Origin of the sequence: Streptomyces sp. NPDC057697, assembly GCF_042799335.1 — a bacterium.
GTDB lineage: Bacteria > Actinomycetota > Actinomycetes > Streptomycetales > Streptomycetaceae > Streptomyces.
The window spans coordinates 1-10,149 of the sequence record NZ_JBHVJA010000023.1 but is presented as its reverse complement, the minus strand read 5'-3'; the positions used below and the strand labels follow the sequence as shown (position 1 = coordinate 10,149).

10 protein-coding genes are annotated in these 10,149 nt (G+C 69.1%); 5 read left to right on the top strand and 5 right to left on the bottom strand.

Annotated elements, in window-relative coordinates; translation table 11 throughout:
- Nucleotides 1-137: 137 nt before the first annotated feature.
- Nucleotides 138-1,070, top strand: a complete 933-nt coding sequence (locus tag ACFVFH_RS34645) for a LysR family transcriptional regulator (protein ID WP_383776592.1) — start codon at nucleotides 138-140, stop codon at nucleotides 1,068-1,070.
- A 614-nt stretch (nucleotides 1,071-1,684) separates the two neighbouring features.
- Here the strand turns inward: ACFVFH_RS34645 and ACFVFH_RS34640 are convergent.
- Nucleotides 1,685-2,617, bottom strand: a complete 933-nt coding sequence (locus tag ACFVFH_RS34640; protein WP_383776589.1) for a CPBP family intramembrane glutamic endopeptidase — start codon at nucleotides 2,615-2,617, stop codon at nucleotides 1,685-1,687.
- A gap of 392 nt (nucleotides 2,618-3,009) precedes the next feature.
- On the opposite strand from ACFVFH_RS34640, the gene ACFVFH_RS34635 reads away from it, so the two are divergent.
- A complete protein-coding gene (locus ACFVFH_RS34635; RefSeq protein ID WP_383776586.1) occupies nucleotides 3,010-3,201 on the top strand; it encodes a hypothetical protein in 192 nt (63 codons plus the stop codon).
- Between the two features lie 130 nt (nucleotides 3,202-3,331).
- Here ACFVFH_RS34635 and ACFVFH_RS34630 read toward each other — a convergent pair whose 3' ends face one another.
- Complete coding sequence (locus tag ACFVFH_RS34630) at nucleotides 3,332-4,072, bottom strand: class I SAM-dependent methyltransferase (protein WP_383776583.1); 741 nt, start codon at nucleotides 4,070-4,072, stop codon at nucleotides 3,332-3,334.
- Nucleotides 4,073-4,518: 446 nt separating this feature from the next.
- Between ACFVFH_RS34630 and ACFVFH_RS34625 the strand changes: the two genes are divergently transcribed.
- Nucleotides 4,519-5,448: a hypothetical protein gene (locus ACFVFH_RS34625; protein ID WP_383776581.1), complete on the top strand. Its 930-nt coding sequence runs from the start codon at nucleotides 4,519-4,521 to the stop codon at nucleotides 5,446-5,448.
- Nucleotides 5,449-5,660: 212 nt separating this feature from the next.
- Here the strand turns inward: ACFVFH_RS34625 and ACFVFH_RS34620 are convergent, their stop codons facing one another.
- Nucleotides 5,661-6,470: a hypothetical protein gene (locus ACFVFH_RS34620; protein ID WP_383776578.1), complete on the bottom strand. Its 810-nt coding sequence runs from the start codon at nucleotides 6,468-6,470 to the stop codon at nucleotides 5,661-5,663.
- A gap of 468 nt (nucleotides 6,471-6,938) precedes the next feature.
- Entirely contained in the window at nucleotides 6,939-7,226 is a 288-nt protein-coding gene (locus ACFVFH_RS34615) for a hypothetical protein (RefSeq protein ID WP_383776576.1), read from the bottom strand.
- A 339-nt stretch (nucleotides 7,227-7,565) separates the two neighbouring features.
- Between ACFVFH_RS34615 and ACFVFH_RS34610 the strand changes: the two genes are divergently transcribed.
- Both ACFVFH_RS34610 and ACFVFH_RS34605 read left to right on the top strand, forming a co-directional pair.
- Complete coding sequence (locus tag ACFVFH_RS34610; RefSeq protein ID WP_383776574.1) at nucleotides 7,566-8,129, top strand: hypothetical protein; 564 nt, start codon at nucleotides 7,566-7,568, stop codon at nucleotides 8,127-8,129.
- Entirely contained in the window at nucleotides 8,126-8,764 is a 639-nt protein-coding gene (locus ACFVFH_RS34605; protein WP_383776571.1) for a chloramphenicol phosphotransferase, read from the top strand. The genes ACFVFH_RS34610 and ACFVFH_RS34605 overlap by 4 nt, the downstream gene beginning before the upstream one ends.
- A 103-nt stretch (nucleotides 8,765-8,867) precedes the next feature.
- Here the strand turns inward: ACFVFH_RS34605 and ACFVFH_RS34600 are convergent, their stop codons facing one another.
- A complete protein-coding gene (locus tag ACFVFH_RS34600; RefSeq protein WP_383776568.1) occupies nucleotides 8,868-9,590 on the bottom strand; it encodes a transposase in 723 nt (240 codons plus the stop codon).
- Nucleotides 9,591-10,149 lie beyond the last annotated feature (559 nt).

Below are 10,149 nucleotides of genomic sequence, written 5' to 3'. Positions count from 1 at the left end.
GGGGGGGCGGGGTGGGGGTGGCCGGGGGGGGGGGTCTGGCCTCTTGCGTCGGGCCCGGGCGGTCCGTGCCGCGCGGCCCGTTCCCCAAGCGGGACCGGCCCGCGCGGACCAAACGGCTCCCCGTCTACCCTGGTCGTATGGCGCTTGACCTGCGACTGCTGTCGTCGTTCCTGGCGGTCGTCGAGGAGGGGCACTTCGGGCGGGCCGCTGCGCGGCTGTTCCTGTCGCCGCCCGCCGTCACCCAGCACATACGCCGCCTGGAGAGCCAGGTCGGCGCACGGCTCCTGGACCGGTCCGGTTCCCCCGTCGTGCCGACAGCCGCCGGAACAAGGCTCGCCGGACACGCGCGCACCCTCCTCGACGCCGCGAACGCCGCACTCGACGACCTGGCGGACGTCACACGGAAGACGGATGACGGGCGGCCACTGCGGGTGGGGATCATGGGGCACGGTTCGGCGGAACTGACGCCCGCGGCCATCAACGCCTACCGGCGGGCCCGGCCCGGGATACGGGTGGAGATCCGGCAGCTGGACTTCACGGAGCATGTGACCGCGCTGGTGGAGGACCGGGTGGACGTGGCTTTCGTACGGCCGAGCCCGGACGACGAGCGGCTCGTCGCGGACGTCCTCACCACCGAGCAGCGGATCATCGTCGTGCACGAGCGCTCGCCACTGGCCGACGCCCGGACGTCCGGGGTGGGCGTCGCGGACCTCACCGAGCTGCCCCTGTTCCGCGTCCCGGGGCACACCCCCCACACGTTCACCGACTATCTGTACTTCGACGACCGCGCCCAGCGCCGCAGCTCCCATTTCGCCGTCACCCCGCAGGAGGTCCTGACCGGCGTGGTCACCGGCCGCGCGGCGGGCTCCGGCCTGCACTCCTTCGCGCGGTACTACGCGTGGCCGGGCGCCGTCTTCGTACCCGTCCTCGATGCTCCGTGGGAGAGCAGCTACCTCGCGGTACGGGCCGACGACGACAACCCGGAGGTCCGGATCTTCCGGGCGCTCGCGGTGGCCCTCGCGAAGGGCACGGAACCCGGGACCCGCTTCTCCACCCCGGGATCCGGTTGACGGACCCTCGTCCGAAGGCGTCGTGGAGGCAGCCCTCGGCCTGGCAGGAGCCCAGGGTCAGAGTTCATCCGACGGCAGGCCGAGGCGATGGAGGGAAGCGTCTGGGCGAGGTGCCGTGCGACCCGCCGGGCACCAGCCGCGTCTTCATGACCAAAGAACTCACCGCGGGGAACGGCGAACCAGTTCGGTCCCGGTAAGGCCGCCGTACTCATTGCACCGTCACCCTTCCCGCCCGGACAGCGTCGGGGATGTCACGGTCCGAGGCGTTGGTGCCGTCCGGGCTCCTCGGCGCACTGCGCTGCACTGTTACTGGCCAGAGTGCCCAATCCGTATCCGTACGATCCGCACGGGGGCACGGTTCCGGCTCGGCGCCGACCACTCGGTGCTCGCTCTGCACACCGACATCCGGTACTCCTGGCCCGTGCCGCCGGTCGGCTGCCCTGCCTGAGCCGAGCGGACTCTGTGCTGCCCCGGCCCCGGCCCCGTACGGTCGGGACCGAGACCTGGGCCGGGGCGTCTCGTCAAGCGCGCGTGTCCCGGCCCAGGCTCGGCGGGCGGTGGCCCTGCCCGGACCTTGGGGGCTCGGCGCGTGGTCGGTCCCGCAGAACAGGCGCTTACAGTTTGTGGCTCGATGCGGGGCGAAGGGCGGCGCGGTCCTTGTAGAAGGATGGCTGGAGTCGGCCGGTCAGCGCCAGGAAGGCGACGAGCGCGCCCGTGGCGATCCAGCCCGGCCATCCGACCATGCTCATGTGCAGGGGGTCCAGCGTCGACTTGGCATCCGCGAACTCCGTGATCATGGCGACACTCACCGAGCTCACGAACGCATGGCCGATGACGGCGGGTACGACCGACCCGGAGCGCAGACGCAGCCATGTGAAGACCGGCAGGATGAGGAGGCAACTCACCACCATGGAGGGCACCGACACGTACCAGGGCCGCCCCGGGTACTGGCCGCCCATCAGCAGTGTGGGCAGGTGCCACAGGGCAAAGGCCGCGCCGGTGATTGCGTACGCCCGTATCAGGCTCCGACGGTCACCGTTCTGTGCGAGGCGCGGAAAAAGGTAGCCCTGCCAGCCCAGCTCCTCGCCGAAGAACAGCGGCAGCGAGACCAGCATGCCCAGCACGGCCGAGGTCGCCCACGAGCCGAGCCCGTTCCAGTGCACTCCACCGAACTGGTAGCGACCGGCGAAGGTGCTGATGACAAGAGCAGCCGTGGTGAGGCCGGCGGGAACGATGAAAGCCAACAGGCACGCCCGTGCAGTATGCCCCCAGGGCTTCGACCAGCGCAGGGCGAGCGTGTCCCGCACCCGACCGCTGCGCTCGACCCAGCGGACGACGAGAATGGCGGCGAGGGCCGGTGCCAACATCGCGGCGGAGATGCACACCTCCTGCAGTGCACCGGTCTCCTCGCGTGCGTCACCGCGCTGGTAACCGCTGGCCAGGAGCGGTGACATGGCCGCCCACATGCCGAGGTAAGCGACACCGAGGAAGATGAACAGACCACGTCGCCGGTTGACAAGTGGTACGTGTTTGGTTGAAAGCGTCATGACGTGAAACCTACGGATCGGCGCAGCGGCGAGGAATGCGGCTAGAACGCATATCGAGAGTGGAGCTGGCTCCCCTTCCCGCTGGGAGATCTCTCCACCCGGCGAAGACGGTCTGCGGTTGACTTCGAGGTTCGTCAGGACCGGCAGAGCCCGTAAGGGGCAGGTGGCGCCCGCCGTCACCCGGCTCTCCGACAGTCCAGGGGCTTCGGCCGACTACTGCTTCCTTGCGAAGCGCCTGCTCCGGCTTTGGCGACGGAGCCGAATCGTCCTGAGCACCCGGCCGCATAGGATGCGCCCCACGAACTGACTGGTCGTACGGATGAGGGGTTGGGGGACTGAAGGTGTTCGGGGGCAGAAAGAAGGAGGGCGGGCTTCCGAGGATCCCGCGGAGCGTGGATCCGCGGCGAGCCCGTGCCCTGCCGGTTCCGGCCGAGGCCCAGGCCGACGCGCGCATGTTCATGCTGGGTGGCGACACCATCCGGGCGGCCAAGGTGATCGTGGACGCGACGGGCTACGACCTGCGCCAGGCCCGGGACATCGTGTATGCGCTGGTCTACGACGTCGAGGTGCCGAGGGGAAGCTGAGCCGAGGCGCGAGGTACGCGGATCCGTTGCGGCCCTCGGCCGCCCCGAAGCGCGTCCGCCGCCCGGACCGGCCTGACTGCGGACCTGTCGAGCCGTGAAGGCATGCCTCCATGGCTCGGCGCGGTGGAACTCATGGTTTGTGGGTGACCCAGAGCAGTTCCGCCGGCCAGCGGTGTGCCCAGTCGGGTGGGTCGGTTTCGTTGTAACCGTTGGGAGTTCCGAGTGCGGGCCGCGGTTCGACGAGGTCGTCGATGACGAGACCCGAGCCGCGCAGGACCCTGACCCAGTCGCCGTAGGTGAGCTGGTAGCTGGTCGCGCCTTCGTCTTCGGCAATGGTGTTCAGCCCGAAGTAGTCCTGTTGCAGCGTCGTGGTCACACGGCCGGCAGCCTCGTCGTAGCAAGCTTCGAACCATGGGCTGGCGACGTTGAACACCAGGCGCCCGCCCCGGCCCAGGACACGTGCGGCCTGCGGGACGGCCAGGTGCGGCGGCGCCCAGCTGAGCCCACCGAAGTCGCAGAACACCAAGTCGAAGCTGCCAGCGGCGAAGGGGAGTTGCTCGGCAGCACCTTGCACCAGCGCGTAGCGCGCGGCTCCCCTCGCACGGGCTGCTGCGGCGAGTTGGGCTTCGGACAGGTCGAGCCCGACCACGGTGGCGCCCTCGGCGGCGAGCGCCCTGGACCACTGACCGGCGCCGCATCCGAGTTCGAGAACGCGCTGGCCGGTGACGTCGCCCAGGGCGTGCAGGTGCGCGTCGGGGATGGAGTACATGCCCCAAAGCCGGGGTGTGGCGCCGATTCGCGAGTCGTGCTCGTCCTGGTAGGCGCTGCTGATCCGGTTCCAGAGCCGCCGGTTGGCGGGGATGCTGTCCACGTGCCGACTCCAGCACCGCCCACCGGAGGTGGTCAACAGAATTAGGGGCGCACAGGCAGACCCTCACCTCGGTAGGTCTCTGGCTGGGCCGTGATCGGCCGGTGCCCGCCCCCCTCCTCCCTGACAACCGCCAGGCATGGACGCAGATGAGGGGAACCTTGTGACAGCGGCAGACACTCAGCTCAAGGTCACCGTAGGCGAAGAGCCGCGGCCACTTTCCCTTCCGGCTCCCACGCGTCGTGGGCCCGGGGAACTTGCCCTGCGCCCGGCGACGCCACACCCCGGTTCGTACTGCCGGAGCCCGGAGCCCGGTGCGCGGTGGTGGGCAAACACCGGTGAGCTCCTGCCGTCGGCGCTCGCCGGAAGCAACTTTTGCGCCGAAATCCGCGTCTGCCAGTGGGAACGGGACCGAACCCCCGTCGACCCATACATGAACGGAGTTTTCGGTGCTCATAGGACTGCTCACCGCCGTGGCAGCATCGATCTGTTACGGCACGGGCTCCGTCCTTCAAGCCGTCGGATCACAGAAGTCAGCCCGCCGGGAGGCCGCCGCAGGCAGCGTGACCCAGCATGGCGGCCCAAGCCTGTCGTCCACTGCGAAGGCGGCGATGACCTGGGAATTCATCGTCGGGACCATCCTGGACTTCGTCGGCTTCGGGCTCGGCGCACTGGCGGCGCGCCTCCTGCCGCTGTTCCTGTCGCAGACCGTGATCAGCGCCAACTTGGTGATCACGGCGGTGCTGAGCATCAAGCTCCTCGGCATCCGGCTCAACCGGGCCGAGCGGACCTCGATCGCCGTGGTCTGCTCCGCGCTGGTGCTTCTGGCGACGGCGGCGGGCCCGGAAGGCAGCGGCGACACCCCGATCTCCACGCACTGGTGGCTGCTGGGGATCTCGTTGCTCCTGGTCGTGGGCGGCACCGTGGTCGTACGCCTGCTGGGGGCGCGCGCCGCGATCCTGGCCGGCCTGCTGTCCGGACTGGGCTTCGGCGCCCTGGGTGTCGGGGTCCGTGTGCTGAACGGCATCGACCCCTTCGACCCGGGAGCACTGCTCAGCGACCCGGCGCTCTACGCGATCCTGGTGGCCGGAGTCGGCGGCATGTACCTGCACACGGTCGCCCTGCAGATCGGCTCGGTCAACGGCGCCACCGCCGCGCTGGTCGTCGGCGAGACCGTCCTGCCGGGCATCATCGGCGTGCTGTGGCTCGGCGATGCCTCCCGTCCCGGCTTCGCCTGGGCCGCGATCACCGGGTTCGTGCTCGCGGTATCGGGCGCGGTGGCAGTGGCCTGGTTCGGGTCCTCGGAAGGGCACGGCGGCGCCCCCGAGGTGGCGCCCGTGACACCGGCCGAGGACGCCCGGACGTCCGCGGAGGTCTGACCCGGTACCAGATATGCCGTTCCCGGCGAGGTTCTGGGCGAGGTCTGCCCGGCGAGCGCGCGAGGAGCGTACCGGGATGCCGGCGGACCAACTTCCGGGTGAAGCGGGCGCCATCCCGGTGCACGTCCCCGGCCGGCCCCGCGACGTCGGCTGCCACCAGCTCCGGAAGCGCCGACCGGCCCGCCAGGTACCGAAGGTACGCCGCGACCGGCTCACGCCCCGCCGCCGCAGCCGCCACCACAGCCACCACCGCAGCCACCGCCGCACGAACTGGCCGCGCCGACACCGCCGTCGTTGGCCCAGCCGGAAGCAGAGGTGGAGCCCGTGCCGGCACCCCGTTCCGGCTCAGGGACGCGAACGCCCGCCTCGGTGACGCAGCGCTCGCACAACGCCTCGAACTCGGGCCACTGCTCCGGTGCCCACCGCCCGTTCACCACATCGAGCCAGACCGCCACCGGCACATGCACGACCAACGCGATCATGAACCAGAGCCCGTTCGAGCCCGGCTGGTGGCCGTAGAAACCGATGCCGAGGACGAGGACCGCGAACAGACCACACACCGCGGCCCACCCTTCCCTTGTGCCGGGCACGTAACGCGTCCGACGGACAGGGAGGTTGTGCCGTGCCGTCCGCCGCAGCTCGGAGCGGAAAGCCGGGAAGTGGGACGATGCTCTCGTCGCCTCCGGAGAGCCGCTCCCTCCGGCGTCGTCAACGGCCCTCTGCAGTGACACCAGCAGGGGGTGCTTTTCCGGTCCTGCTGCCGGGACCGTCCTGCGCCGGCCGCGGACGGAGCGGGGCCCGGCGGAGAGCAGCAGCATCCCGGCCTGTGTCGCGGCCCGCTCTCCTTCAAGGTGATACATGGCGAGAACGGGCTTCGCGTCACCGGTCTCGAAGAAGCGCCCGATGGCCCGCCGGTCGCGCCGGAGCACGTAACGGAGGCGGAGCAACGAGAACGCCATGAACGCCGTGAAAGCGCCCGCCCAGACCACCGCGAAGGCCCAGAAGGTCGGTAAGTCCGTCAAGAAACCTGGCATCCGTTGCCCCCGCTGTCCCTCGCGGATCCGTCCGGCCCTCAGGGCTGCCGAGCGAGCGGTGTCCCTGGCTTCCAGAGTGGCAGGTACGACTCCCGCTGCACAGATGCCCGTCAGATCCGCTTACGGTCAGCCGCGCACGTGCGACCGGGTCCCGGCCTCCGCGCACCAGGTGTCGAATACTCTGGGTGCGGCCGCCGTCCGGCACGAGGCCCACCACACTCGCCTGGACGACGCGCGGGCTTGCCCGTGACGGTCAGGAGCAGCTCGTTCCCTGCGGCCGGGCCCTCGTCCGACAGACGGTGGCCGCCCGGCGGGGGTGTGACGCCGCCGAGCGGCCTGGGGCCAGGATTCAGCGACGGCCTTCAGGGGGCCGAGGCCGGCGGCTCGGCGGGCCGGGAGGGCCGCGGCGAGGACGCCGACCGCGAGGGAGAGCGCGCAGGCGACGAGGAGGGTCCCTCAGGGGAGGACGAACTCGTACTGCTTGATGGAGCCGTTGGCGAGGGAGCTGACCGCCCACGCGCCGAAGGTTCCGCTCACCACGCCGCCGGATTTGAACTGCTCCGCAAGATGATCCTGCTTCAGTAGCCCACCACGGCCAGCGTCCAGGAACTGAGCCAGGGTCGAGAAATGATGTCGCCCGTGTTCAGAGGACGTCCATCGCGAAGCGACGACAGACGTGCACTCGGGCGAACTGCTCGCGCATGGCTTGTTCGTTTTCCAGAATGGAATCGACGCAAAGCCCACACCCCCATATCTTCGCCGCCTTCTGAGCCCGGGGCGAAGTCGACCAGAAGGGAGAACTTCGCGTGCCGTCCGCGGAGAGGTGAGTAGGGCTTACGTCATCATCCCGGACAAGCCAGATCACTCTGTTTTCGCGGACGTCTCGGAAGAATGCCGCCGCTTGCGAACCGCTCTGACTCATGGCCACCGAGCCCAGCGTTCCCCAAGATCCATTTCGTTAGGGGTTCTGAGAAGGCGTTGCTGTACCGAACTTGATGGTCGTGTTTCCCCAGGTCAGGCATGACTTCGAGGTCGGCGAGGGAGGCTCGGGCTGTCGTTTTGTCTAGTCTGTGGAGGCGCGAGATGGCGTCGGTCGTGGGGTTGCTGGAGGACCGCGAGTTAGCCGCGCGGGTGCGCGTGGAGGGACTGAGGGAGGAAGCGGACCGGGTACTGACCGAGCTCGCCCAGGCGGAGAGGGACTGGCAGGAGTGGCTGATTGCCCGGCAGCGCGTGGACGAGGTCTTGTCTGCGCCGCGGCGTTCGGAGACCGGCGTAGTCGGCCCCGTCTCGGTCGAGAACTCGTGTGTGCTGAAGCCGGAGGTGGCGGCCGAGGTGCCGTCCGTTGGGGCGCCCGCGACGGGTGCCGCGCGTGCAGGTTCGATCGTGCCGGTGTGGCGGCCCGCGCTGACTGTGGATGTGCTTGCGGTGGACTACCAGCAGATCCTTGCCGCCCTGGTGGAACGCCGCACGAAGGAGGATGGGGTGATGACGTGCCAGGAGATCACCGTCGTACTCGGGCTGGAGCTGTGCCCGGCCAGCGTTGAAGGGGTACGGTCGAAGATGCAGCGGCTCGCGGACCGCGGCTGGGCAGTCGAGCCGGCCCCCGGCCGGTTCGCCCTTGCCGACGGGCCATCCTGGGGTTCATGAGCATCGAGACAAGGGATTCTTGTATGGGTGGCAAGCCCCCACTGTGCGTCGTGATCACCGGGCCTTCCGCCGCCGGGAAGTCGACGTTGGCGGCCGCCATCCAGGAGCACACCCGTGAGCCCTTGCTGCGTTTCGGAGTGGACGAGCTTTACCGGATGGTTCCCGGGCAGTGGGCCGGTGGCGTTGCAAATGCCCGATTCGCAGAACGCGGTTTCACCTACCAGGATGTCCCGTCCATGCCTGGGGCGCGCCGGATCAACAACGGTGTCGACGCCATCGCCATGCTCCTCGCGATGAACGCGGGGATCGTGGGAATTCTCGGCGCTGGCGTCGGTGTGATCGTCGACGGTCAGGCGTTCGAGCCTGTCGTCAACACGGACCTCGAAGGCCGACTCCAGGACTTGCGTGCACGGGGGCTGGCCCGGGTCGCCTTCATCGAGCTCTCGGTCACCGACGAGCCGCTGGCTGACCGGCAGCGCCGCCATGCTCATCCGGTCGGCCTCTCTCGGCATCAAAACAGCCTGCCCAAGCAGGCCACCAAACCCGACCTCGTCGTCGAGACGAGCGGTATGTCGGCCGCTGAGGTGGCCTCGTTCGTGTGCGCTTGGCTCGAAAAGGAGAGTCTGGAGGCGTGACCGCGGGCTTACCGGCCACACCTTGTCTCCGATCGGTGCAGATCACACCCTGATCAGGCATGATCTGCTCTGTGAACGCGACAACGTTCGGCCCCAGGCCGGTTCACGCTCGCCGACGGGCCAGCCTGCGGCTCATGAGCATGGTCATCGACCACAGGACCATCTGCTCGTGGACGGCGGGCAGCGTCTCGTAGTCGCGTACCAGCCGACGCGAGCGGAACAACCACGCGAACGTCCGCTCCACGCACCAGCGCCTCGGAAGCACCACGAATCCCGATACGTCGTCCGAGCGTTTGACGATCTGCATGGTGAGCTGGAGCTTCTCCTTTGCCCAGACGACCAGGCGGCCCGCGTAGCCGCCGTCGGCCCACACCAGCATGAGCTTCGCGGTGGTCACCATGACCGCGAGCAGCAGGCCGCGGCAGTCCACCACGATGTGGCGCTTGCGCCCCGGCACTTTCTTTCCCGCGTCGTATCCCCTTGAGGACGCGGGCACGGTGGCCGCGGCCCGTACCGACTGCGAGTCGATGATGGCGGCGGTCGGCTCCGGATCGCGGCCGGCCTCCTCGCGCACCAGGCCGCGCAGCCGGTCGTGCAGTTCGGCCAGCAGCCCCTGCGCGCCCCAGCGCCTGGCGAACACGTAGACGCGGTCCCACGCAGGGAAGTCGCCCGGCATGGCCCGCCACGTGATCCCGCCGGCGACCAGGTAGCGCACGGCATCCAGCATCTGGCGGTGGCAGTAGCTCTCCGGCTGGCCGCCCTTGCCGTTCATCCACGCCGGTACCGGCATCGCGTCCCGCACGACCGCCCACTCCGCGTCCGACATGTCCGAGGGGTACCGGGGCTCGCGGTCCGGATGGTCGTTTGCGTTCCCAAATCGGTGAGCGAGGCAATCACATGACCGAGTAACCGAGTTGGACTGTATCGGCACGGACCCGCAAGAGTGCGACACGAGGGCCCCCCGTTCAGGTCGCTCGGACTTCGACAATCCCGAGCTGGACAGGAGGCCCCGCCTTCATGCATATCGGATCCGAAGATCACGCGACCGAGTCACTACACTCGAACTGGCGCCCAACAAGGTCGGTACGACAACAGCTTCTTAGACAGACCAGCCTCTACGAATCTGACCATGAGTCAGTGATAAGGAGATGCCCCGTCAAGCAGTCAGAGACACCCAGTTCCTGACTTCCACTCAGGTAGCTGGCCAGGGTACGCGCGGAGCGCGGACCGTCGTCCTGATCGCGGAGCGAACAGGACCTGAGGACAACGGAGTTGGCCTCACGGGCCACGGAGTGGACCGGCATCCCCGGACGGAGTCCGGGGAACAACGCACGGAGTGCGTTGTTTTTCCGCCGCGTAGCGGCGGCGCGTCGTGTCTGCGGAGC

Bases quoted from the DNA above. Each gene is read 5' to 3' on its own strand.
- ACFVFH_RS34640 (WP_383776589.1), bottom strand. From the start codon at position 2,617: ATGACGCTTTCAACCAAACACGTACCACTTGTCAACCGGCGACGTGGT.
- ACFVFH_RS34610 (WP_383776574.1), top strand. From the start codon at position 7,566: ATGGCGTCGGTCGTGGGGTTGCTGGAGGACCGCGAGTTAGCCGCGCGG.
- ACFVFH_RS34600 (WP_383776568.1), bottom strand. From the start codon at position 9,590: ATGTCGGACGCGGAGTGGGCGGTCGTGCGGGACGCGATGCCGGTACCG.
- ACFVFH_RS34645 (WP_383776592.1), top strand. From the start codon at position 138: ATGGCGCTTGACCTGCGACTGCTGTCGTCGTTCCTGGCGGTCGTCGAG.
- ACFVFH_RS34605 (WP_383776571.1), top strand. From the start codon at position 8,126: ATGAGCATCGAGACAAGGGATTCTTGTATGGGTGGCAAGCCCCCACTG.